Genomic DNA, 23,400 nt, shown 5'->3' with positions numbered 1-23,400 from the left:
GGGGTCCTCGTCCGGGAGGTCCTTCACGGGCTTCCACGGGCGGGGAGCCCGAACCCGGGCCCCCTCCGGAGCGGTCACCGGTCCTCTGACCGCAACCGATGAAGGGGGGCGCCGTGGGGCGTCACCGCAAAAAGCCTCTGCACGAGCGGATCGCGGCAGTGATCCGGGAGTTCTGGAGGTGGCTCAACGAACGGTGACCGCCAGTCCTCCGAAAAGCTGAGGACTGACGGTCAGGATGCCGTCCGTTGAAGGCGGTGTCGGCTCTCGTCCCGGGTGGCCGCCCAGGGGCGAGAGCCTCTTTTTGGTTGTGCCGCGACGACGCGGTGAGCGCCGCCTCGGTGACCGCCAGTCCTCCGAGCTACTGAGGACTGACGGTCAGGATGCCGTCCGTTGAAGGCGGTGTCGGCTCTCGTCCCGGGTGACCGCCCAGGGGCGAGAGCCTCTTTTTGGTTGTGCTGGACCAATGAAGGGAGCACCTTGCTCAGGAGATCAGCCCGGGCGAAGCCATGGGGCGTCCCCAGCCCCGAGGATTACGAAGACTCCCCAGGGCCACCAGCACTCTAGCGCTCCCGCGACACACCGTAAACGCCGCCGCGTCAAGTGCCGTACCCGCCAACCCCCGTACGGGGGAGGTGGAATGCCGCACACCGGAGCCGTCCAGGCGAGCCGTCCGCCCGCGCACCCTCAGCCGGTCAGAAGACCGACTCCGCCTCGTCCATCCGGTCCTCCGGCACCCGCTTCAGCTCGGTGATCGCGTCCGCCAGCGGCACCATCGTGATGTCGGTGCCGCGCAGCGCGGTCATCTTGCCGAAGTCGCCGCGGTGCGCGGCCTCGACCGCGTGCCAGCCGAAGCGGGTGGCGAGGACGCGGTCGTACGCGGTCGGGGTGCCGCCGCGCTGGACGTGGCCGAGGATGACCGGGCGGGCCTCCTTGCCGAGGCGGCGCTCCAGCTCGCCCGCGAGCTTGGTGCCGATGCCGGCGAACCGCTCGTGGCCGAACTGGTCTATGGCGCCCTTCTTGTAGTCCATCGTCCCGTCGGCCGGGTGCGCGCCCTCGGCGACGCAGATGACGGCGAACTTCTTGCCGCGGGCGAACCGCTCCTCCACCATCTTCACCAGGTCGGCGGGGTCGAAGGCGCGCTCCGGGAGGCAGATGCCGTGGGCACCGCCGGCCATGCCGGACTCCAGGGCGATCCAGCCGGCGTGCCGGCCCATGACCTCGACGACCATCACGCGCTGGTGGGACTCGGCGGTGGTCTTCAGCCGGTCGATGGCCTCGGTGGCGACGCCGACGGCCGTGTCGAAGCCGAAGGTGCGGTCGGTGGAGGAGATGTCGTTGTCGATCGTCTTGGGGACGCCGACGACCGGGAGACCGGCGTCCGACAGCATTCGGGCCGCGGTGAGAGTGCCTTCGCCGCCGATGGGAATGAGCACGTCGATGCCGTGCTCACGGGAGAAGTCCTTGGCGTTCTCGCACGCCTCGCGCAGCCGGGCGCGCTCCAGCCGGGCCGAGCCCAGGATGGTGCCGCCCCGGGCCAGGATGCCGCTCACGGCGTCGAGGTCGAGCTTGCGGAACCGGCCATCGAGCAGGCCCTTGAAGCCGTCCTCGAAGCCGATGACCTCGTCACCGTGCTCCGTGATGGCACGGTGCACCACCGAGCGGATGACGGCGTTCAGGCCGGGGCAGTCGCCGCCCGCGGTGAGGACTCCGATGCGCATCGTGCTGTGTCTCCTGCTGGTTCTGGTGGTCGCTAGTGGGACCTGTGAGCCGGACCCGATTGTTCCACGGGCCTGCCGGGCCCGCCGCGCCCGCACTGACGACCGTCAACGAATACTGACGGTCGTCCGCCGGGCCATCGCCTCCCGCCTGACGAGCGCCTTATCCAGGGTCGCAGGTATTGTCAAGAGGGCAAGACCACCCTAACGGGTAATTTCACAAGCCGAACAAACGCCACTCGAACAGCACACGGCCATGGAGCAAGGAGAGCACGCGTGACGCGCAGCGTGTACGTGACCGGGACCGACCGCGGCGACGGACGCCAGGTCATCGAGCTGGGAGTCATGGAGCTCCTCACCCGCCAGGTGGACCGGGTCGGGGTGTTCCGCCCGCTGGTGCACGGCGACGGGCCGGACCGCCTCTTCGACCTCCTCCGCACCCGCTACCGGCTGGAACAGTCACCCGAAAGCGTGTACGGCCTCACCTACGCCGAGGCCGCCGCCCTCCAGGCCGAGAAGGGCACCGACGAGCTGGTCTCCCGGCTCGTCGAGCGCTTCCACGCCGTCTCCCGGGAGTACGAGACCGTCCTCGTCCTCGGCACCGACTTCATCGGCAGCAACCTCCCGGACGAGCTGGCCCTCAACGCGCGGCTGGCGAACGAGTTCGGCGCCTCCGTGATCACCGTCGTGGGCGGCGGCGGCCAGACCGCCGAGGCCGTCCGCGCCGAGGCCCGCAACGCCTGCCGCGCCTACGAGGCGCTGGGCTGCGACGTCGTCGCCCTCGTCGTCAACCGGGTGGCCCCGGCCGACCGCGAGGCCATCGCCGAGGGCCTGGCGGCGAGCCTGCCCGTGCCCTGCTACGCGCTCCCCGAGGACGCCTCGCTGTCCGCCCCGACCGTGGCGCAGATCGTCCGCAAGCTGGGCGCCGAGGTGCTGCTCGGCGACGACGCCGGGCTCAACCGGGACGCCAAGGACTTCGTCTTCGGCGGCGCCATGCTCCCCGTCTTCCTCCCGGCCCTGACCGACGGCTGCCTGGTGGTCACCCCCGGCGACCGCGTCGACCTGATCGTCGGCGCCCTCGCCGCGCACAGCGCCGGCGCCCCCTCCATAGCCGGTGTGCTCCTCACCTTGGACGAGCGCCCGGGGCCGGACATCCTGGCCCTCGCCGACCGGCTCGCCCCCGGCACCCCGGTGATCTCCGTGCCCGGCGGCTCCTTCCCGACCGCGGGCGAGCTGTTCGCCGTCGAGGGCAAGCTGGACGGCTCGTCGCCGCGCAAGGCGGAGACCGCCCTCGGCCTGTTCGAGCGGCACGTGAACACCGCCGAGCTCACCGAGCGCATCGCCGTCGCCCGCTCCGCCCGCGTCACCCCGATGATGTTCGAGCACGAGCTGATCGAGCGCTCCCGCTCCGCCCGCCGCCGGGTCGTCCTCCCCGAGGGCACCGAGGAGCGCGTCCTGCGCGCCGCCGACGTGCTGCTCCGCCGCGACGTCTGCGACCTCACCCTGCTGGGCGAGGAGGAGGCCATCCGCAAGCGCGCCGCCGAGCTGGGCATCGACCTGGGCGAGGCGCAGCTCATCGACCCGCAGAAGTCGCCGCTGCGCGAGCGCTTCGCCGAGATCTACGCGGCGGCCCGCGCCCACAAGGGCATGACCGTGGAGCTGGCCCACGACGTCGTCGCCGACGTGTCGTACTTCGGCACCCTGATGGTGCAGGAGGGACTGGCCGACGGCATGGTCTCCGGCGCGGTGCACTCCACGGCCGCCACCATCCGGCCCGCCTTCGAGATCATCAAGACCGCGCCGGGCGCGCAGATCGTCTCGTCGGTCTTCTTCATGTGCCTGGCCGACCGGGTCCTCGTCTACGGCGACTGCGCCGTCAACCCGGACCCGAACGCCGAGCAGCTCGCGGACATCGCCATCCAGTCCGCCGCGACCGCCACCCAGTTCGGCGTGGAGCCGCGGATCGCCATGCTGTCGTACTCCACCGGCACCTCCGGTTCCGGCGCGGACGTGGACAAGGTGCGCCGGGCGACCGAGCTGGTCCGCGAGCGCCGTCCCGACCTGCTGGTCGAGGGCCCGATCCAGTACGACGCGGCCGTGGACGCCGCCGTCGCCGCCACCAAGCTGCCCGGGTCCGAGGTGGCCGGCAAGGCGACCGTCCTCGTCTTCCCCGACCTCAACACGGGCAACAACACCTACAAGGCCGTGCAGCGGTCGGCCGGCGCGGTCGCCGTCGGCCCGGTGCTGCAGGGCCTGCGCAAGCCGGTCAACGACCTGTCCCGCGGCGCCCTCGTCCAGGACATCGTCAACACGGTCGCCATCACGGCCATCCAGGCCCAGGGCGACCAGCGCGGCGACCGCGTCGAGCCGTGACGCCCACCCCGTACCCCGACGTTCCCCCCACCACGGAAAGCCCCATGACTGCCAACGCCCAGGCCAACGCCCCCGCGACCCGCGTCCTCGTCCTCAACTCCGGCTCGTCCTCGCTGAAGTACCAGCTGCTGGACATGGCCGACGGTTCCCGGCTCGCCGTCGGGCTCGTCGAGCGCATCGGCGAGGACACCTCGCGGCTGGCCCACACCCCGCTGGCGACCGGCGGCACCAAGCGCGAGATCACCGAGCGGATCGCCGACCACACCGCCGCGCTCCAGGCCGTCGCCGCCGAGCTGGCCGCGGACGGGCTCGGCCTGGACTCCCCCGAGCTGGCCGCCATCGGCCACCGGGTGGTGCACGGCGGCAGCCAGTTCACCGAGCCCACGCTGGTCACCGACGAGGTGCTGGCGGAGATCGAGCGGCTGATCCCGGTCGCCCCGCTGCACAACCCGGCCAACGTCACCGGCATCCGCACGGCCCAGGCACTCCGCCCGGACCTGCCGCAGGTCGCGGTGTTCGACACGGCGTTCCACACGACGATGCCGGAGCACGCCGCGCGCTACGCGATCGACGTGGCGACCGCGGACGCGCACCGGGTGCGCCGCTACGGCTTCCACGGCACCTCGCACGCGTACGTCTCGCGGGAGACGGCGAAGCTGCTGGGCAAGGACCCGTCCGAGGTCAACGTGATCGTCCTGCACCTGGGCAACGGCGCGTCCGCGTCCGCCGTCCAGGGGGGCCGCTGCGTGGACACCTCCATGGGCCTCACCCCGCTGGAGGGCCTGGTCATGGGCACCCGTTCCGGTGACATCGACCCGGCGGTCATCTTCCACCTGGCCCGCAACGCCGGGATGTCGGTCGACGAGATCGACTCGCTCCTCAACAAGAAGAGCGGTCTGATCGGACTGTGCGGCGACAACGACATGCGCGAGATCCGCCGGCGGATCGACGAGGGCGACGAGGCGGCGCGGCTCGCGTTCGACATCTACGTGCACCGGCTGAAGAAGTACATCGGCGCCTACTACGCGGTGCTGGGCAAGGTCGACGCGATCGCCTTCACGGCGGGTGTGGGCGAGAACGCGGCGCCGGTGCGGGAGGCCGCGGTGGCCGGTCTGGAGGAGCTGGGCCTGGCCGTGGACGCGGAGCTCAACGCGCAGCGCGGGGAATCGGCGCGGCTGATCTCCCCGGACTACGCGCGGGTCGCCGTCGCGGTGGTGCCGACCGACGAGGAGCTGGAGATCGCCACTCAGGCGTACGCGCTGGTCAGCGCCTGAATCCCGGTGGAGCCGGGGGTTCCGCCCGCGGCCCGCTCCTGTCATTTCCCACAGCTCGAATATTCCGCTCCGAAACAAACCGATAGGATCCGCCTTATGCGCCGTTCCAAAATCGTCTGCACCCTGGGCCCCGCCGTCGACTCCTTCGAGCAGCTGAAGACGCTGATCGAGGCCGGTATGAACGTGGCCCGCTTCAACATGAGCCACGGCAGCCACTCGGAGCACGAGGAGCGGTACCACCGCCTCCGCAAGGCCGCCGAGGAGACCGGCCGCGCGGTCGGCGTCCTGGCCGACCTCCAGGGCCCGAAGATCCGCCTGGAGACCTTCGCGGACGGCCCGGTGGAGCTGGTGCGCGGTGACGAGTTCGTCATCACGACGGAGGACGTCGCCGGCGACAGGACGATCTGCGGCACCACCTACAAGGGTCTGCCGGGTGACGTGTCCAAGGGCGACCAGGTCCTGATCAACGACGGCAACGTCGAGCTGCGCGTGACCGAGGTCGACGGCCCGCGGGTCAAGACCATCGTCATCGAGGGCGGTGTCATCTCCGACCACAAGGGCATCAACCTGCCCGGCGCGGCCGTCAACGTCCCGGCGCTGTCCGAGAAGGACATCGAGGACCTGAAGTTCGCGCTCGCGATGGGCTGCGACATGGTCGCCCTGTCCTTCGTCCGCGACGCCAAGGACGTCCTCGACGTGCACCGCGTCATGGACGAGGTCGGCCGCCGCGTCCCGGTGATCGCCAAGGTCGAGAAGCCGCAGGCCGTCGAGAACATGCAGGAGGTCGTCATGGCCTTCGACGGTGTGATGGTGGCCCGTGGCGACCTGGCGGTGGAGTACCCGCTGGAGCGCGTCCCGATGGTGCAGAAGCGCCTCATCGAGATGTGCCGCCGCAACGCCAAGCCGGTGATCGTCGCGACCCAGATGATGGAGTCGATGATCACCAACTCCCGTCCGACCCGCGCCGAGGCGTCCGACGTCGCCAACGCGATCCTGGACGGCGCGGACGCGGTCATGCTGTCCGCCGAGTCCTCGGTCGGCGCCTACCCGATCGAGACCGTCAAGACGATGTCCCGCATCGTCGAGGCGGCCGAGCAGGAGCTGCTCTCCAAGGGCCTCCAGCCGCTCGTCCCGGGCAAGAAGCCGCGCACCCAGGGCGGTTCGGTGGCCCGCGCCGCCGCCGAGATCGCCGACTTCCTGGGCGGCAAGGCCCTCGTCGCCTTCACCAAGTCCGGTGACACCGCCCGCCGCCTGTCCCGCTACCGCGCGGCCCAGCCGATCCTGGCCTTCACCACCGACGCCGCCACCCGCAACCAGCTCGCCCTGAGCTGGGGCGTCGAGACGTACGTCGTCCCGCACGTCGACAACACCGACGCCATGGTCGACCTCGTCGACGCCGAACTCCTCAAGCTCAAGCGCTACAACGAGGGCGACACCATGATCATCACCGCCGGCTCCCCGCCCGGCGTCCCGGGCACGACCAACATGGTCCGCGTCCACCACCTGGGCCGCGAGAACTGACCTCGCCCCAACGCCCGACGGCCGTGGCCGCCACCCCTCCGGGGGCCGGCGGCCACGGCCGTTTCCGGGCGACGGGCACTGCTCACGCGAACGGGTCGCCCACCACCCCGCACAGCCGCACGAGCCCCGGCCCGTCCCCCTGCCCGCCGACCTTTGCGTAGACGGTGTACGCCCATCCCTGCCCGGCGGCACGGTCCCGCGCCCAGCCGAGCACCTCGTCGACGTCGCCGTCCGTCACCTCGTACTCGTGCGACTGCCGCGACCTGGTGTCCCAGAAGTACACCCGGTACACGGCCCGGTCCTCTTCCCAGACGATGTCCCTGGGATCCACGCGACGCGTCAGCATGCGCCCACCTTAGGGTCGGCGGCGTCTCGCGGCCCGCTCACTCCAGCAGCACGGTCTGTGTGTGGCCGTCGTCCAGGTTCCCCGGCTGGGGCGCGATGATCCGGCCCCGGATCACGCCGGTGTACCAGCCGGGAGCCGAGACCTGCTTCGCGCCGGCGAGGGGCGTGTAGAAGGTCGCCACCTTCCCCCCGCGAACGGTCTGTTCCCCGCTGCTGACAGCGACCAGAGCCTTCGGCCCTACGAGAGGGCCGCGCAGCAACTGTCCGTCGATGCGCACGGATACGGCCGGGTACGTGCCGGAGCAGGAGACGCGCGTCTTGAACAGGATCCGGCGGTCGGCGGCTCCGGAGGACCAGTGCGGGTTCTGCGGCCGTGCCGTGCAGTGCGCGCCGCCGCCCTCGAGCACCGCGGCGAGCGGAGCGGCCGGCGGGGTCGCCGCCGCGGGCGGCGGTACGGCCGACGCCAGCCCCATGGCGACGGCAGCCGCACCCGACAGGAACCACGGTCGACGGATCACCGGTCGCTTCTCCCCTCGCCGGAACGGACTCCCGGGCCCCGATATCCCGGTCGTTCCCGACGATGGCACACCGGTGATCAGCCACCGTGGGCCCGAGCGCGGGCCCGATGCGGGCTCGGCCGGCGGTCATTCGCCCCATTCCGGTACAGGCTGGGCGCGACGGACGGGACGGAACCGTTCCTCCCGGCCGCCGAGGAGCCTCGGCTCGAACGCGCGGCCGTGGGCGTACGCCCGGTCCCGTCAGGTGGACATTACGGATACACCCCGTCCGTCACGTAGACGTGCATGTTCGGGATGGTGAGGGTGCCGCCGAACTGGCCCGCCTGGCGGATCTTCACGTCGGTGAAGAAGATCGGGATGGGGAGCTTGAGACCCGGGATGAGCGGGGGCGGGTGTTCGGCGGTGTAGTCGGCGGCGAAGATCGGGAGGGTGCTGCCGAGGAGCTTGCCCTTCAGCTGCTCGGTGTACATCGTCACGCGGTCGCCGTCGACGGTCGAGACCTCGCCCGGGCCGGACTGGTGGTAGATCCGCTTCCGGTCGTTGACCAGGGCGTGCAGGTCGTCGATCGCCAGCTTGTCAGCGGTGAACTTGAGGACGGACTTCTTCTGTCCGCCCGCCGTGACGACCTCCTTGACCCCCTCGTAGGTGAGGCCGGTCAGCGTGAGCCGGTTCGCCTCCAGGTACCAGGGGTTGTCGGCGAAGGCGGCCTGTCCCTTGTCGGCCTGTCGTTTGGTGAGCGGGCAGGGGGGTGGCGTCTTCGCGGCCGACGCGCCGGGTGACGGGGTGCTCGACGGCGACGAGCCAGGGGTCGTGGTGGGCGTGGGGGTCGCGTCCGGGGATCCGTCCTTCGGGCCGGTGGAGGCGCCCGGGGAAGGGTCGGCGGTGGGGTGCGCCGGCTTCTTGCCCGCCGCTTCCTCCGTCTTCCTTCCGGCGCCGTCCGGAGTCTTTCCGGGTTTGGGCGTTGCGGAAGTGGCCGGAGGGGTGGGTGTGGTGTCCGTGGCGCCCGGTGACGGAGTGGCCTTCGGGCTCGGGGACTTCGTCGCCGTCGGGTCCGGTGACGGCGTCGGAGGCGTCGTGGGCAGGTCCGGTACGGGCGGCACCGGCAGCTTGCCCTCGCCCGGTACGGCCGGGTCCGGCGTCGGATCGGCGGTGGGCGTGGGAGCGGGCTTCCGCTTCCGGTTCGCGTCCGGGCCGTCCGTCCCGTCGTGGTCGGGCGCGCTCGTCGCCTTGTCCTTGTCCTTGCCCCCGTCCTCGCCCTTGTCCTTCTTCTTGCCCTTGTCCTTTTCCTTGCCGGCGTCCTCGTCCTCGTCCGCGTCCCCGCCCGCGCTCGTGCCGGGACTCGGCGTGGCCGTCGGTGAACCCGCCGTCGGAGAACCGGGCGTCGGCACGTCCGGCGTGGGCGTCCCGTCCGGCGCGGTCACGCAGAACGCGTCGCCGAACGGACTGGGCGCCCCCGGCTTGGCCGTGGCCAGCTGGGGCGTGAAGCCCATGCCCATGAGCACCGCGGTGGGCATGGCCGCCAGCGCGACCGCCTTCCCCGCGGGCATGTGCAGGCGCGCCAGCAGAGGTCTCCTGGGCGCGGCGTGGCGCGGACCGGAACTCGGGCGGTCGCGGTCGCGCGCGTCGTCGTCAGTCGCCACGGTGGCTCCTGTTCATTCCTTCACCAGCGACGGACCGGACGGGATCGGGAGGTCCGGCGGCTCCTCCTCCGAAACCTCCGGGGTCTCCGGCATCGGCTGGGCCGGCGCCCAGGCGACGGCGAGCGCGCCGCCCAGCATCGCCGGGATGATGCCGAGCAGGAACGCGCCGAAGTTGGAGACGACGAGCGAGACGATCCCGAGCAGGATGGCCGCGACCCCCGCGAAGACCCGGGAGTGCCGCTGGTACCACATGGTCAGTCCGAGGACGATGAGCAGGATCCCGATGATCAGCGAGCCGGCGCCCGCCGTGGTGGACAGCCGGATGCTCAGCTCGCCGAACTTCAGGGTCTGGTACGGGATGTACATGATCGGTACACCGGCGAGCATGGTCCACAGACCGGCCCAGAACGGGCGCTCACCCCGCCAGGTCCGGAACCTGCGGCGCAGGCCGCCCTTGTCGGCCGGCTGTGGTGGCGTCGTGTCGGCGCTCATGATGTACAGCTCCTCGGAACTGGCGGTTTGGTGCTGTGCGAGCCCTTCCGGGGCTCCGTTCCGTCACCCCGCTGCGGAGTGCGCGCGGCGCGGGTACGGGAGCCGGTGCGGTTCCCGTACCCGGCCGTCCCGGCGTGTTACTCGCCGACCTGGCACTTCTGTCCGCCCATGCCGACACTCATGTGGAGATCGGGGAGGGTGAACGAACCGGCCGACGTGGCCCATGCCTGCTGCTCCACGCCGTCGAAGTCGACCGTCTCGGCCTGCTGGGCGAAGGAGCCCGGAACCGACTTGGTCTTGTCGCCGGGGTTCTTGCCCGGACCCTGGGTCATGTGGTCCGACGAGACGCCGATGTCGATCTTGTTGAACTGGGCCTTCTTGACCTTCATCTCATTGGCGTCGAGATAGAGCTGCTTCGCCACGACCTTCGTGTCCCCGCCGCCCGCCTTCAGCTTGAGCCCCACCGCTCCGAAGGGCGTCGGGACGTTGACCGCCTGGCAGAGGTTGGTGATGTCGGCCCGGTTCATGCCGACGACCGCGACCGCCTTGTGGTCCTTCGCGTTCGGGTCGGTGTCCTCCATGGCGCCGTACTGGCCGAAGCCCTCGCCGTGGATGTGCTTGGCCGTGATCTGGAACTGCTGACCGGAAACCTGGAACGACGCCGCCAGCGCGCCCTGCGCGATCGCCATCGTGACCGCCGCCGCCGCGCCCACACTCGGGACCATGACGACCGCGAACCGCTTCCATCTGGTCCCACCGCGTGCCTGGGACTTCATGACTTGCCTCCTTCTCGGACGTACACCCCGAGCGGGCCGACGACCTGTGGCCCGGGGTGGGAGACGTGCTACGTCCTCGGGAAGCGGAGCGCCGTCGCATGCGGTGGCGTCCAACGCCAAGCCGCGACCGAAACACCGGCGATCACCCCCGAGCGACAACCACGTGGCCACGCGTGCGCGCAACCTCCGGGACAGGCCCCGTCGTTGGCGGCGGGGACCCCCCTGTCCCACGGCCGGCGGGCGGGCCGCCGGTCGCCCCGGTGGGGACCCAGCTCCCGGGCGCCGGCCGGATGCCGTGCCGCGGTGCTGGACCGGGTTGCGCCGATCGTGGTCGATTCCGGGGCGGGGCACAAGAGGTTCATTACTTGCGAGTAACGCGCGGACGTCCCCGAGGAGTCGGGGTCGCGACGAGCGGGCACGCGGCGTGAGCGGCGGCATGCCGGAAACATCACGGCATATACGGAAAAACCCGGGCGGAAGCCCGGGTTTCCCTTACCTCAAGTAACTACGGTCGCCTTTATAAAGATTTGATATACCGCGACCGATGTTTCCCCTGTGACAAGCGTGTGAACGAGGCGATCAGAACAGCGCCCGCGACAGCGCCGTCCGCGCCGCCGTCACCCGCGGGTCGTCCGGGCCGATGACCTCGAACAGCTCCAGCAGCCGGACCCGTGCCGCGTCGCGGTCCTCGCCGGCCGTCCGCCGGATGACGTCGATCAGCCGCCCGAACGCGTCCTCGACGTGCCCGCCGACCAGGTCGAGGTCGGCCGCCGCGATCTGCGTGGACACATCGCCCGGCGCGTCGGCCGCGGCCTTGCGCACCTGCTGGGCGTCCATGCCCTGGACCCGCTGCAGCAGCTCCGCCTGGGCCAGCCCCAGCTTGGCCTCGACGTTGCCCGGGTCGTCGGACAGCACGTTCTTGTACGCCTGGACGGCACCGCCCAGGTCCCCCTTGTCGAGGGCGTCGTGGGCCGCGCCCAGCGCCGCGTCGTGCGGCCCGGCCGGCCGCGCCGGCACCTCCGCCTCACCGGCACCCGGCGCCACGGGCACGCCGACGATCCCGAACTGCTGCTCGGCCACCTGCACGAGCTGGTCGAGCACCTGCCGGATCTGCGCCTCGGGCGCCGCGCCCTGGAACAGCGGCAGCGCCTGCCCGGCCACCACCGCGAAGACCGCGGGGATGGACTGGACGCCGAACTGCTGGAACAGCCGCTGGTTGGCCTCGACATCCACCTTGGCCAGCACGAACCGGCCCGCGTACTCCCCGGCCAGCCGCTCCAGCACCGGACCGAGCTGCTTGCAGGGCTCGCACCAGTCGGCCCAGAAGTCGATGACGACCGGCACCTCGGCCGACCGCTGGAGCACCTCGTGCTCGAACGACGCCTCGTCGACGTCGAGGACCAGACGCACCGCGCCCGCGGGCGCGCCGCCCTGGCGCGCCGCCTCGGCCCGCGCCTGCTCCGCCTTCTGCTTGGCTTCCCCGGCCGCCTTCACCGCGGCGAGGTCGACCACTCCACTCATGGACATGTTCCGTGGCTGCATGGGCCTATCCTCCCCCTTCCGCGCGGCGATCGGAAAAGTACGCAGCGGTACACAGCGAATTCGACGCCGGGTCCCCACCTGGCGTCCGTGGTTGTCGCTCACTCTTTCGCTACGACTCGTAGCGTAACTGGAACCCCATCGCCACGGCAGGGCGCCTTCCGTGATCTGCCTCATACCCGCGCGGCTACTCGGCGGTAAGGTCGCCCCTATGACGTCCGCCCCGCCCCCCGCACACCGCGCGAGCGGCCGCACGGGCCGCCCCCGCAGCGCCGAGGCCGACCGCGCGATCCTCGACGCGACGCGCGCCGCGCTGGTGGAACTCGGCTGGGGCAAGCTGACGATGGGCGACGTCGCCGCCCGCGCGGGGGTCGCCAAGACCACCCTCTACCGGCGCTGGGCCGGCAAGAACGCCCTTGTCGTCGACGCCGTCGCCGACCTCTTCGACGAGCACCTCGAACTCCCCGACCGGGGCAGCCTCCAGGCCGACATCGAGGGCGTCGTCCTCCGGTTCGCCGCCCTGCTCGACCGCCCCGAGACGAAGACGGCCCTCATGGCCGTCGTCGCGGAGTCGACCCGGGACGAGGTGCTGCGCGAACGCATCCGCTCGGCGATCGTCGACCGGCAGAAGATGCTCGTTCTTGTCGGTCGTGAGCGGGCTCAGGCCCGCGGCGAACTCCCCCGCGAGGACGAGCCGGCCGCCGCGGCGCGCACCGCGGACCTGATCTTCGACGTGATCGCGGGCGCGGTTGTACATCGGACGCTGGTGAGTGCGGAGCCGGTGGACGCGGAGTGGGCGCGGGGGTTCACGGCGTTGCTTATCGGGGGGTTGGCGGGCGCGGCTTCGCCGCGGTAGGGGTGCCCCGGTCCCGCCCTTTCACCGTTTCCCGGGGAGGACCCCGGACCTCCTGAAACCGCGCTCCGCGCGGTTGTCCTCAAACGCCGGACGGGCTGAATAGTGCGCCCGGGCGCATTATTCAGCCCGTCCGGCGTTTGAGGACGAGCGGCGAAGCCGCGACAAGGGGGTCTGGGGCGCAGCCCCAGGAAACGGCGAATGGGGGTGCCCCCTCTGGGGGAGGGACTGGGGCACCCTCACCCCTCCAAACACCCCCGCACCGCCGCCACCAGCCGCCCCGCCCGCTCGTCCCCCTCGCCGATCATGCGGTTGGCGACGTACCCGAAGCCGACGCCGAACTCGTCGTCGGCGAAGCCCAGGTGGCCGCCCGCGCCGTCGTGGCCGAAGCTGCGGGGGCCGAGCATGGGGACGACGGGGGGTGAGTCGAGGTGGAAGCCGACGCCCCAGCGGACGCCCAGGTCGGGGAAGCCGGACCAGGAGGCGCCGGAGGTCTGCGGGCGCAGGGCGGCGTCCACGGTCTCCTCGGTGAGCAGCCGGGGGCCGCCGTCGACGCCGGTGACCGCCGCCGCGTACATCGCGGCGAGGCCGCGGGCGGTGGAGACGGCGCCGGTGGCGGGGATCTCGGCGGTCAGGAAGTCCTTGGCGTTCCAGCCGCGCGGGTGGTCGAGCCCCGGGAAGACGAAGGCGCCGTTCATGGTGAGGATGCGCACGATCAGGTGGTCCGGGTCCGGGAGGACCGGCGGCTCGCCGTCGTACGCGAGCCGGGCGAGGCCCTCGTACTCGTCCTCGGGGATGCCGATCCAGGTGCGCAGCCCCAGGTCGTCGGCGACGGCGGAGCGGAAGTAGGCGCCGGGGGTGCGGCCGGTGATCCGCCGGATCAGCTCGCCGGCCAGCCAGCCGATGGTGTGGCCGTGGTACTCGTGCGCCGTGCCCGGCTCCCAGAGCGGCTTCTGCTCCTCCAGGGCGCGGACGACCGGGGTCCACGCGGTGATCTCCGCGAAGTCCGGGCTCGCGTCGAGGACGGGGAGGCCGGCTCGGTGGGCGAGGATCATGCGGGTGGTGATGCCCTCCTTGCCGTTCCGGGCGAACTCGGGCCAGTAGGCGGCGACGGGCGCGTCGAGGTCGAGCAGGCCCCGCTGGACGAGGAGGTGGACGCAGAGCGCGAGGACGCCCTTGGCGGCGGACATCACCGGGACGGCCGTGTCCGCCTCCCAGGGGCGGCCGGTGCGCTCGTCGGCGGTGCCGCCCCAGAGGTCCACGACCTTGCGGCCGCGGTGGAAGACGGTGACGGCCGCGCCCAGTTCGGTGGTCTCGGCGAAGTTCCGCGCGAAGGCGTCGGCGACGGCCTCGAAGCCCTCGTCCACATGTCCGTCGTACCGCATTGCCGTTCCCCCCGAGTCTCGTCCGCATCACGATCGATGCCCGGTCACCCTAACCGGAGGGGACCGGGCACCTCGACCGAATAACGGGGGTATCAGCAGGTCAGAAGCCTGCCGGCTCCGTGTACGTCCCCCACTCGTCCCGCAGCGCGTCGCAGATCTCGCCGAGCGTGGCCTCCGCGCGGACCGCCGCCAGCATGGGCTCGATCATGTTGGAGCCGTCGCGGGCCGCGGCCAGCATGGCGTTCAGGGCGGCCGTGACGGCGGCGTCGTCGCGGGCGGCCTTGCGGTCGGCCAGGACGCGGACCTGCTCGCGCTCCACCTCGTGGCTGACGCGGAGGATCTCCAGGTCGCCGGTGACCGAGCCCTCGTGGCAGTTGACGCCGACGACCCGCTTGTCGCCCTTCTCCAGCGCCTGCTGGTAGCGGAAGGCGCTCTCGGCGATCTCGCCGGTGAACCAGCCGTCCTCGATGCCGCGCAGGATGCCGGAGGTGATCGGACCGATGGGGTGCTTGCCGTCGGGGTGGGCGCGCAGGCCGCGCTCCTTGATCTGGTCGAAGATCTTCTCGGCGTCGGCCTCGATCCGGTCGGTGAGCTGCTCGACGTACCACGAACCGCCCAGCGGGTCCGCGACGTTGGCGACGCCCGTCTCCTCCATCAGCACCTGCTGCGTGCGCAGGGCGATCTCGGCGGCCTGCTCGCTGGGGAGCGCCAGGGTCTCGTCGAGGGCGTTGGTGTGCAGGGAGTTGGTGCCGCCGAGGACCGCCGCCAGGGCCTCCACCGCCGTGCGGACGACGTTGTTGTACGGCTGCTGCGCGGTGAGCGAGACGCCGGCGGTCTGGGTGTGGAAGCGCAGCCACTGGGCCTTGTCCGTCCTGGCGCCGTAGACCTCCTTCATCCAGCGGGCCCAGATCCGGCGGGCCGCGCGGAACTTGGCGATCTCCTCGAAGAAGTCGACGTGCGCGTCGAAGAAGAAGGACAGGCCGGGGGCGAAGGTGTCCACGTCCAGGCCGCGGGACAGGCCGAGTTCGACGTATCCGAAGCCGTCGGCGAGGGTGTACGCGAGCTCCTGCGCGGCCGTGGCCCCCGCCTCGCGGATGTGGTAGCCGGAGACGGAGAGCGGCTTGTAGGCGGGGATGGCGCGGGTGCAGTGCTCCATCAGGTCGCCGATCAGGCGCAGGTGCGGCTCGGGGCCGAACAGCCACTCCTTCTGGGCGATGTACTCCTTGAAGATGTCGGTCTGGAGCGTGCCGTTGAGGACGGCCGGGTCCACGCCCTGGCGTTCGGCGGCGACGAGGTACATGCAGAAGACCGGCACGGCCGGGCCGCTGATCGTCATGGAGGTGGTGACGTCGCCGAGCGGGATGTCCTTGAACAGGACCTCCATGTCGGCGGCCGAGTCGATGGCGACGCCGCAGTGGCCGACCTCGCCGAGCGAGCGGGGGTCGTCGGAGTCGCGGCCCATCAGGGTCGGCATGTCGAACGCGACCGAGAGGCCGCCGCCGCCCGCGGCCAGGATCATCTTGTAGCGCTCGTTGGTCTGCTCGGCGTTGCCGAAGCCGGCGAACTGGCGGATGGTCCAGGTGCGGCCCCGGTAGCCGGTGGGGTGCAGGCCGCGGGTGAAGGGGTACTCGCCGGGCCAGCCGATGCGCTCGAAGCCCTCGTAGGTGTCGCCGGGGCGGGGGCCGTAGACCGGGTCCACCGGGTCGCCGGACAGGGTGGTGAAGTCGGCGTCCCGCTTGCGCGCCGCGTCGTAACGGGCCTGCCAGCGACCGCGTCCCGCTTCGATGGATGCTGCGTCCATGGTGGTGCCGTCCGCCTCTCCGCGCTCCCGCGCGACCCCGCGCGGGTCTACGACCGCCGGGCGGCCCCCGTCGTCGCGGGCCGTCCCGGGGACGTCGAATTACTAGGACGTCCTAGTAAATCGTCGCGCAAGAAGGCCCCGGACACAAGGGGCGTCCGGGGCCGTTCGTTCTCGGGGCGCCGCCCCGCCGGGCGGGGGTCAGGCGACGGGCGACGGAGCGGGCGCCGCCTCGGCGAAGAGGGGCTCCAGCTCGCGGGTGACCTTGCGCTCGACGAAGAACGCGGCCGTCGGGATGGTGCCCGCCAGCAGGATCCAGGCCAGCCGGCCGAAGGGCCACTTGGCCTTGGAGCCCATGTCGAAGGCGACGACAAGGTAGACGACGAAGAGCCATCCGTGCGCGATCGCGACGACCCGCACGAGACCCGAGACGCCATCCATGTCCAGGCCGTATTTGGCGATCACACCAAGCGTGAGGAGGACCAGCAAAACGCCGGTTACGTACGCAAGGATGCGGTAACGGGTCAGCACGGCTCGTTTCATGCCCACGAGCGTAACCGCCCGCCGAACCCCGCTTGCACGGGGACCACGCCCACAGTTGGCTCTACGTGCTGTACCTGGTGGAGAAACCCCCGCCTAGCAGGGACTCCGCACTGACCCGCCCTTGAGGTTACTGTTCCGCATCACATTTCGTCCCGGAAATCCTCCGCCGCCACCCGCAGCGGCCGCAGGATCCGGAAGATCTCCGCGCACTCCTCCGCGTCGTACACGCCGAGCCCGAAGTCCATCGCCATCAGGTCCCGCGTCGCCGCCTCGACGACCTCGCGCCCCTTGTCGGTGATCGACGCGAGCGTGCCGCGCCCGTCCCGCGGGTTGGGGCGCTTGTCCACGAAACCGGCCGTGACGAGGCGGTCCACCGTGTTGGTCACCGACGTGGGGTGCACCATCAGCCGCTCCCCGATCTTGGACATCGGGAGCTCGCCGGCCTTGGAGAACGTGAGCAGCACCAGCGCCTCGTAGCGCGCGAACGTCAGCCCGTACGGCTTGACGACGGCGTCGACCTGGCCGAGCAGGATCTGGTGCGCCCGCATGATCGAGGTGATCGCGGCCATCGAGGGCACCGCGCCCCAGCGCCGCTCCCACAGTTCGTCGGCGCGGGCGATGGGGTCGAAGGGGAGGCTGAGCGGCTTGGACACGGCATGAGCCTATCGCCCGGCCCTCTTCCGGGCGCCGGCGTTCCGCTCTTCGGACGTCCTCTCCGGGGCGGGGCCGCGGACGGCGACGGCCTCCCCGGTCGTTCGGGACGAGGCCGTGCCGTCGTCGTCAGGACGCCAGGTGGCGTTCCACCGTCTCGACCTTGGCGGTGAGGCCGTCGGTGACGCCCTGCCGGATGTCCGCCTTCAGGACGAGGGAGACCCGGCCGCAGCGGGCCTCGACGGCCTGGACGGCGCGCTTGACGACGTCCATGACCTCGTCCCACTCGCCCTCCAGGGAGGTGAACATGGCGTCGGTGCGGTTCGGCAGGCCGGAGGCGCGGACGACGCGGACCGCTTCCGCGACGTACTCGCCGACGTCCTCACCGGCACCGATGGGGGTGACGGAAAAAGCGACGATCACGCGCCGACCACGCCTTCCTTGCGGGCCCGGGCGGCCATGACGCTCGCCTCGGCCTCGCGGCGGAGCTTGCGGTCCGCGAAGAAGCCGCCCAGCGGGAGGACGGAGAGGACGAAGTAGAGGACGGCGGTCTTGGTCTCCCACTTGGCCCGTTTCCAGGCGTCGACCCAGAAGATCACGTAGGTGATGAACAGGAAGCCGTGCACCATACCCATGGTCGGGACGGCGTTGAAGCTGGTGGTCCGCTTGAGGACCGCGCAGACGAGCAGCAGCAGGAACGACGTGGCCTCGGGCGCGGAGATCAGCCGGAGCCGGCGCAGAGCGGAGGCGGTCTTGAGGTCCACGGGTGAGCACCCTTTCCGTCGGGAGTGGCGGGACGGTCACGCACTGCAGCGATCTTGTGAGTGCGTTCACAAGTTCTGACCATTGTTGCAGTTACCGCCGACAGCCCCGGCTCCGGGTGGTGTTCGAACCCATACCAGGGGCCTTATCAGGGACGACTCCGGGGTCTCTCCGGGGCCGGGGGCCTGTCGGAGCGGCGCCGGCGCCCGCTAGCTTCGACGCGTGGCACAGTTTCGGCTCCAAGGGAGCAAAGTCCTCGCCGTCGACATGGCGGGCGACGCGGTCAAGGCCAAGAACGGGTCCATGGTCGCGTACGAGGGCGACATGACATTCAAGAAGATGACCGGTGGCGGTGACGGCCTGCGCGGCATGGTCACCCGCCGGCTCACGGGGGAACAGATGACGGTCATGGAGGTGAAGGGGCACGGCACCTGCTACTTCGCCGACCGGGCGAGCGAGATCAACCTGGTGAACCTCCAGGGCGAGACGCTGTACGTGGAGGCGAGCAATCTGCTCTGCACCGACTCGGCGCTGCGCACCGGCACGTCGTTCACCGGCCTGCGCGGGGCGTCCCAGGGCAACGGCCTGTTCACGACGACCGTGGAGGGCACCGGCCAGGCGGCGATCCTCTCGGACGGCACGGCGATCGTGCTGCGGGTGACACCGCAGACGCCGCTGTCGGTCGACCCGGGGGCGTACATCGCGCACACCGGCGGGCTCCGGCAGCACTTCCAGTCCGGCGTCAACTTCCGGACGTTCCTGGGCGAGGGGTCCGGCGAGGCGTTCCAGATCCGCTTCGAGGGCGACGGGCTGGTGTACGTGCAGCCGAGCGAGCGCACCACGTTCGGGGGTGACGTCTGATGCCGTTCCGTTCGTTGAACTCGCGGATGGTCGAGGCCCAGGTGATCCCGGGGCAGCGGCTGTTCAGCCAGCGCGGGGCGATGCTCGCGTACAAGGGGGACGTCTCCTTCACCCCCAGCATCACGGGCGGCCAGGGCGGCGTCATGGGGATGATCGGCCGCCGGATCGCCAACGAGGCCACGCCGCTGATGACGGTGGAGGGCAGCGGCACGGTGATGTTCGGGCACGGCGGTCACCACGTCCATGTGATCGAACTGACCGGTGACACCCTCTACGTGGAGGCGGACCGGCTGCTGGCGTTCGACGGTCCGCTCCAGCAGGGCACGATGTTCATGGGGTCGCAGGGCGGCGTGATGGGCATGGTGCGCGGCCAGGTGACGGGCCAGGGCCTGTTCACTACGACCCTCAAGGGTCATGGCGCCGTGGCGGTGATGGCGCACGGCGGCTTCATCGAGCTGCCGATCCGGCCGCAGCGGCCGGTGCACGTCGATCCCCAGGCGTATGTGGCGCACCGCGGTGATGTGCGCAACAAGCTGTCGACGGCGATCGGCTGGCGGGAGATGATCGGCCGCGGCTCGGGCGAGGCGTTCCAGCTCGAACTGTCGGGCACCGGCACCGTGTTCGTCCAGGCGTCCGAGGAGAAGCTGTGAACGGCCCCGTCATCCATGACGCGCACTCGCTGCCGGTCGACGACAACGTCAACCCCTACGCGTTCAGCGTGGACCTCGACGGCCAGTGGTTCCTGCAGAAGGGGAAGATGATCGCCTACTTCGGGCAGATCAGCTTCCACGGTATCGGCCACGGTCCGCTGGACCGGCTGATCCGGAGCAGCTTCCACTCGCCGCTGCACGCCGCGGACTGGGTGGTGGCCGAGGGGCGGGGCAGGATGCTGCTCGCGGACCGGTCGTTCGACGTGAACTCGTACGACCTGGAGGAGGGCAACCTGACCGTGCGGTCGGGGAATCTGCTGGCCTACCAGCCGACCCTGGCCCTCAAGCAGTCGATCATCCCGGGGTTCGTGACGCTCATCGGTACCGGGAAGTTCGTGGCCGCGTCCAACGGGCCGGTGGTCTTCGTGGAGCCGCCGATCCGGGTGGATCCGCAGGCGCTGGTCGGCTGGGCGGACTGCCCCGCGCCGTGCCACCACTACGACCACGGGTACATGCGCGGAGTGCTGGGCGGGGTGCGGATGTTCACCGGTCTCGGCGGGACGTCGGGCGAGGAGCACCAGTTCGAGTTCGTGGGCGCCGGCACGGTGCTGCTGCAGTCCAGTGAGCAGTTGATGGCCGAACAGCCCACGGGGGCGCCGCCGGACGAGGCGGGCGTGCCCTCGGGCGGGACGCCGTCGACGCATGGGAATCAGCCATCCGCTCCCCGGTTGCCCGGCCAGTTGGGAGACCTCCAGCGCCGCTTCGGGCTGTGAGCGGTACCCTGCGGAGTGTGACGTCGAACGCCTGACCTCCCGTTCCGGCCCCACATTCCAATTGGTTCGCTTTTCAACTTTCTTAGGTAGAATCTCACCATGGACACCGAGAACGGCACACGTTGGCTCAGCGATGAGGAACAGCGCACCTGGCGGGCCCACCTGGACGTCAGCCGACTGCTGATGCATCAGCTCGAACGGGACCTCCAGCCGTTCGGACTGACCAACAACGACTACGAGATCCTGGTCAACCTCTCCGAGTCGAAGGACCACCGGATGCGGATGAGCGACCTCGCCGCCGCGACCCTCCAGTCGAAGAGCCGCCTCTCGCACCAGATCACGCGGATGGAGAACGCGGGTCTCGTCCGCCGGGAGAACTGCGAGTCCGACCGGCGGGGGCTGTTCGCCGTCCTCACCGAACAGGGCTGGGAGACCATGCGGAAGGTGGCCCCGCACCATGTGGCGTCCGTCCGGCAGCACTTCATCGATCTGCTGTCGCCGGACGAGCTGAAGGCGCTGAGCTCCTCGCTGGCGCCGGTGGCGGAGCACCTGCGCGCCGCGCGGGGCAAGGGCTGACCCTCGGGACGCCACGGTCCGGCCGTCCGCTCCTCCGGCCGGAGGAGCGGACGGCCGGACTCCCGGGCTCCACGGCTCCGCGTCGGAAACGCACGGCCGGACCCCGCGCCCCGCGGCACAGCGCACGGCAGGACGGCCTCACGCCCCCGCCGTCAGCCCCGCCACCAGCTCGTCCGCCGCCGTGTACGGGTCCAGCGACCCGTCCAGCACCCGCGCCGCCAGGGCGCCCACGTCCCGGCCGCCGCGCAGGTCGCCGATCCGCGAGCGCAGCGCGGTGACCGCGATGCGCTCGATCTCGTGCGCCACCCGGGCCGCGCGCCGCTCCGCGAGGACGCCGTTCTCCTCCATCCAGGCCCGGTGCTTCTCCAGCGCCTCGACCACCTCGTCGGTGCCCTCGCCGCGGGCCGCCACCGTCTTGACGATCGGCGGCCGCCAGTCGCCGGGCTTGCGGGCCTCGCCCAGCCCCAGCATGTGGTTGAGCTCCCGGGCCGTCGCGTCCGCGCCGTCCCGGTCGGCCTTGTTGACCACGTAGACGTCGCCGATCTCCAGGATCCCGGCCTTCGCCGCCTGGATCCCGTCGCCCATGCCCGGGGCCAGCAGCACCACCGTCGTGTCGGCCTCGGAGGCGATGTCCACCTCGGACTGGCCCACGCCCACGGTCTCCACCAGCACCACGTCGCAGCCGGCCGCGTCCAGGACGCGGATCGCCTGCGGCGCGGCCCAGGAGAGGCCGCCCAGGTGCCCCCGGGTGGCCATCGAGCGGATGTACACCCCCGGGTCGGAGGCGTGCTCCGACATCCGCACCCGGTCGCCCAGCAGGGCGCCCCCGGAGAACGGCGAGGACGGGTCGACGGCCAGCACCCCCACCCGCTTGCCCCGCCGCCGGTAGGCGGAGACCAGGGCCGAGGTGGAGGTGGACTTGCCGACCCCGGGCGAGCCGGTGAGCCCGACGACGTAGGCCCCGCCGGCGAGCGGCGCCAGCGCCGCCATCACCTCGCGGAGCTGCGGGGACGCCCCCTCCACCAGCGAGATCAGCCGGGCGACGGCGCGCGGACCGCCGGCCCGGGCCTGCTCGACCAGCCTGGTCACGTCCGCCATCGCCGCTCCTTCCGCCGGGGTCCGTCGGGTCCCGGCCGTCACTTGCCCGGCACGCGGATGATCAGGGCGTCGCCCTGGCCGCCGCCGCCGCACAGCGCCGCGGCGCCGACCCCGCCGCCCCGCCGGCGCAGCTCCAGGGCGAGGTGGAGCACCGTGCGGGCGCCGGACATGCCGATGGGGTGGCCCAGCGCGATGGCGCCGCCGTTGACGTTCACCTTTTCCGGCGATACCCCCAGATCCTTGATTGACTGCACAAGAACCGCCGCGAAAGCCTCATTGATCTCGATCAGGTCCAGATCGTCGACCGTCAGCCCCTCCTTGGACAGGGCGTGCAGGATCGCGTTGGACGGCTGCGAGTGCAGCGAGTTGTCCGGACCGGCCACGTTGCCGTGGGCGCCGATCTCGGCGATCCACTCCAGGCCCAGCTCCTCGGCCTTGGCCTTGCTCATCACGACCACGGCCGCGGCGCCGTCGGAGATCTGCGAGGAGGTGCCGGCGGTGATGGTGCCGTCCTTGCTGAACGAGGGCTTGAGCTTGCCCAGCACCTCGACGGTGGTGTCGCCGCGGACGCCCTCGTCCTTGCTGAAGACCACCGGCTCGCCCTTGCGCTGCGGCACCGCGACCGGGGTGATCTCGGCGTCGAACAGGCCGTTCTTCTGCGCGGCGGCGGCCCGCTGGTGGGAGCGGGCGCCGATCTCGTCCTGGGCGGCGCGGCCGATGCCCAGCCGGGTGTTGTGCTTCTCCGTCGACTCGCCCATGGCGATGGCCTCGAACGGGTCGGTGAGTCCGTCGTGCGCCATGGAGTCGAGCATCTCGATCGCGCCGTACTTGTAGCCCTCGCGCGACTTGGGCAGCAGGTGCGGGGCGTTGGTCATCGACTCCTGGCCGCCGGCGACCACGATCTCGAACTCGCCCGCGCGGATGAGCTGGTCGGCCAGCGCGATGGCGTCGAGGCCGGAGAGGCACACCTTGTTGACGGTCAGTGCGGGGACGTTCATCGGGATGCCGCCGTGCACGGCCGCCTGGCGGGCGGGGATCTGCCCGGCGCCGGCCTGCAGCACCTGACCCATGATCACGTACTGCACCTGGTCGCCGCCGATGCCGGCCCGGTCGAGCGCGGCCTTGATGGCGAAACCGCCCAGTTCGGCCGCGGAGAAGGAGCGCAGGGAGCCGAGGAGGCGGCCCATGGGCGTCCGGGCGCCCGCGACGATCACTGACGTGGGGGCGGTCGAACCGTTCGTACCAGACATGGACGGT

The 23,400-nt window shown here is 71.2% G+C and carries 23 protein-coding genes; 8 read left to right on the top strand and 15 right to left on the bottom strand.

Annotation, left to right across the window (positions count from 1 at the left end; all coding sequences use genetic code 11):
- Window positions 1–692 precede the first annotated feature (692 nt).
- On the bottom strand, window positions 693–1,718 hold the full coding sequence (locus tag J7W19_RS22495; protein ID WP_004950879.1) for an ATP-dependent 6-phosphofructokinase: 1,026 nt from the start codon (window positions 1,716–1,718) through the stop codon (window positions 693–695).
- A 273-nt stretch (window positions 1,719–1,991) separates the two neighbouring features.
- Between J7W19_RS22495 and pta the strand changes: the two genes are divergently transcribed.
- The 3 genes from pta (at window position 1,992) to pyk (ending at window position 6,883) form a co-directional block, all read left to right on the top strand.
- Entirely contained in the window at window positions 1,992–4,088 is a 2,097-nt protein-coding gene (gene pta, locus J7W19_RS22490; protein ID WP_004950877.1) for a phosphate acetyltransferase, read from the top strand.
- Between the two features lie 44 nt (window positions 4,089–4,132).
- Entirely contained in the window at window positions 4,133–5,362 is a 1,230-nt protein-coding gene (locus J7W19_RS22485) for an acetate kinase (protein WP_004950875.1), read from the top strand.
- A gap of 96 nt (window positions 5,363–5,458) precedes the next feature.
- Complete coding sequence (gene pyk / locus J7W19_RS22480) at window positions 5,459–6,883, top strand: pyruvate kinase (protein WP_004950873.1); 1,425 nt, start codon at window positions 5,459–5,461, stop codon at window positions 6,881–6,883.
- Between the two features lie 82 nt (window positions 6,884–6,965).
- Here the strand turns inward: pyk and J7W19_RS22475 are convergent, their stop codons facing one another.
- The 6 genes from J7W19_RS22475 to J7W19_RS22450 all read right to left on the bottom strand — a co-directional run bounded on the left by J7W19_RS22475 (window position 6,966) and on the right by J7W19_RS22450 (window position 12,196).
- Entirely contained in the window at window positions 6,966–7,229 is a 264-nt protein-coding gene (locus tag J7W19_RS22475) for a hypothetical protein (protein ID WP_004950871.1), read from the bottom strand.
- A gap of 37 nt (window positions 7,230–7,266) precedes the next feature.
- Complete coding sequence (locus J7W19_RS22470; RefSeq protein ID WP_004950869.1) at window positions 7,267–7,746, bottom strand: hypothetical protein; 480 nt, start codon at window positions 7,744–7,746, stop codon at window positions 7,267–7,269.
- Between the two features lie 251 nt (window positions 7,747–7,997).
- Window positions 7,998–9,386, bottom strand: coding sequence for a hypothetical protein (locus J7W19_RS22465; protein WP_004950867.1), 1,389 nt, complete (start codon window positions 9,384–9,386; stop codon window positions 7,998–8,000).
- A 12-nt stretch (window positions 9,387–9,398) separates the two neighbouring features.
- Window positions 9,399–9,878 (bottom strand): DUF6114 domain-containing protein, encoded by a 480-nt coding sequence (locus J7W19_RS22460; RefSeq protein ID WP_004950865.1) that lies wholly within the window; start codon window positions 9,876–9,878, stop codon window positions 9,399–9,401.
- Window positions 9,879–10,015: 137 nt separating this feature from the next.
- Entirely contained in the window at window positions 10,016–10,654 is a 639-nt protein-coding gene (locus tag J7W19_RS22455; protein WP_004950863.1) for a DUF6230 family protein, read from the bottom strand.
- A 579-nt stretch (window positions 10,655–11,233) separates the two neighbouring features.
- Window positions 11,234–12,196, bottom strand: coding sequence for a tetratricopeptide repeat protein (locus tag J7W19_RS22450; RefSeq protein ID WP_078588191.1), 963 nt, complete (start codon window positions 12,194–12,196; stop codon window positions 11,234–11,236).
- Window positions 12,197–12,404: 208 nt separating this feature from the next.
- On the opposite strand from J7W19_RS22450, the gene J7W19_RS22445 reads away from it, so the two are divergent.
- Window positions 12,405–13,049 carry a TetR/AcrR family transcriptional regulator gene (locus J7W19_RS22445; protein WP_004950860.1) on the top strand — a complete coding sequence of 215 codons (645 nt, stop codon included), beginning with the start codon at window positions 12,405–12,407 and terminating at the stop codon, window positions 13,047–13,049.
- A gap of 236 nt (window positions 13,050–13,285) precedes the next feature.
- Here the strand turns inward: J7W19_RS22445 and J7W19_RS22440 are convergent, their stop codons facing one another.
- The 6 genes from J7W19_RS22440 to J7W19_RS22415 form a co-directional block, all read right to left on the bottom strand.
- Complete coding sequence (locus tag J7W19_RS22440; RefSeq protein WP_004950858.1) at window positions 13,286–14,431, bottom strand: serine hydrolase domain-containing protein; 1,146 nt, start codon at window positions 14,429–14,431, stop codon at window positions 13,286–13,288.
- 100 nt (window positions 14,432–14,531) lie between these two features.
- Window positions 14,532–16,232, bottom strand: a complete 1,701-nt coding sequence (locus J7W19_RS22435; protein WP_004950855.1) for an acyl-CoA mutase large subunit family protein — start codon at window positions 16,230–16,232, stop codon at window positions 14,532–14,534.
- Between the two features lie 198 nt (window positions 16,233–16,430).
- Window positions 16,431–16,772 (bottom strand): DUF3817 domain-containing protein, encoded by a 342-nt coding sequence (locus J7W19_RS22430; protein ID WP_040891602.1) that lies wholly within the window; start codon window positions 16,770–16,772, stop codon window positions 16,431–16,433.
- Window positions 16,773–16,912: 140 nt separating this feature from the next.
- A complete protein-coding gene (locus J7W19_RS22425) occupies window positions 16,913–17,425 on the bottom strand; it encodes a MarR family winged helix-turn-helix transcriptional regulator (RefSeq protein WP_004950849.1) in 513 nt (170 codons plus the stop codon).
- A gap of 127 nt (window positions 17,426–17,552) precedes the next feature.
- Window positions 17,553–17,846 carry an MTH1187 family thiamine-binding protein gene (locus J7W19_RS22420; protein ID WP_004950846.1) on the bottom strand — a complete coding sequence of 98 codons (294 nt, stop codon included), beginning with the start codon at window positions 17,844–17,846 and terminating at the stop codon, window positions 17,553–17,555.
- Complete coding sequence (locus J7W19_RS22415; protein ID WP_004950844.1) at window positions 17,843–18,187, bottom strand: DUF3817 domain-containing protein; 345 nt, start codon at window positions 18,185–18,187, stop codon at window positions 17,843–17,845. Before J7W19_RS22415 ends, J7W19_RS22420 begins: the two co-directional genes overlap by 4 nt.
- A 220-nt stretch (window positions 18,188–18,407) precedes the next feature.
- Here J7W19_RS22415 and J7W19_RS22410 point away from each other — a divergent pair, with 220 nt between their 5' ends.
- The 4 genes from J7W19_RS22410 (at window position 18,408) to J7W19_RS22395 (ending at window position 21,045) form a co-directional block, all read left to right on the top strand.
- Window positions 18,408–19,046 (top strand): AIM24 family protein, encoded by a 639-nt coding sequence (locus tag J7W19_RS22410; RefSeq protein ID WP_078588190.1) that lies wholly within the window; start codon window positions 18,408–18,410, stop codon window positions 19,044–19,046.
- Window positions 19,046–19,696: an AIM24 family protein gene (locus J7W19_RS22405; RefSeq protein WP_004950840.1), complete on the top strand. Its 651-nt coding sequence runs from the start codon at window positions 19,046–19,048 to the stop codon at window positions 19,694–19,696. Before J7W19_RS22410 ends, J7W19_RS22405 begins: the two co-directional genes overlap by 1 nt.
- On the top strand, window positions 19,693–20,469 hold the full coding sequence (locus tag J7W19_RS22400; protein WP_004950837.1) for an AIM24 family protein: 777 nt from the start codon (window positions 19,693–19,695) through the stop codon (window positions 20,467–20,469). The genes J7W19_RS22405 and J7W19_RS22400 overlap by 4 nt, the downstream gene beginning before the upstream one ends.
- A 99-nt stretch (window positions 20,470–20,568) precedes the next feature.
- Window positions 20,569–21,045: a MarR family winged helix-turn-helix transcriptional regulator gene (locus tag J7W19_RS22395; protein WP_004950834.1), complete on the top strand. Its 477-nt coding sequence runs from the start codon at window positions 20,569–20,571 to the stop codon at window positions 21,043–21,045.
- 138 nt (window positions 21,046–21,183) lie between these two features.
- Here J7W19_RS22395 and meaB read toward each other — a convergent pair whose 3' ends face one another.
- Window positions 21,184–22,143 (bottom strand): methylmalonyl Co-A mutase-associated GTPase MeaB, encoded by a 960-nt coding sequence (gene meaB, locus J7W19_RS22390; protein ID WP_004950832.1) that lies wholly within the window; start codon window positions 22,141–22,143, stop codon window positions 21,184–21,186.
- Between the two features lie 38 nt (window positions 22,144–22,181).
- Complete coding sequence (locus tag J7W19_RS22385; RefSeq protein ID WP_004950827.1) at window positions 22,182–23,357, bottom strand: acetyl-CoA C-acetyltransferase; 1,176 nt, start codon at window positions 23,355–23,357, stop codon at window positions 22,182–22,184.
- Between the last annotated feature and the right edge of the window lie 43 nt (window positions 23,358–23,400).

Origin of the sequence: Streptomyces mobaraensis NBRC 13819 = DSM 40847 (genome assembly GCF_017916255.1) — a bacterium.
Taxonomy (GTDB): Bacteria; Actinomycetota; Actinomycetes; order Streptomycetales; family Streptomycetaceae; genus Streptomyces; species Streptomyces mobaraensis.
The sequence above is the reverse complement of the archived record's forward strand: the minus strand, read 5'-3'. Positions and strand labels throughout refer to the sequence as shown.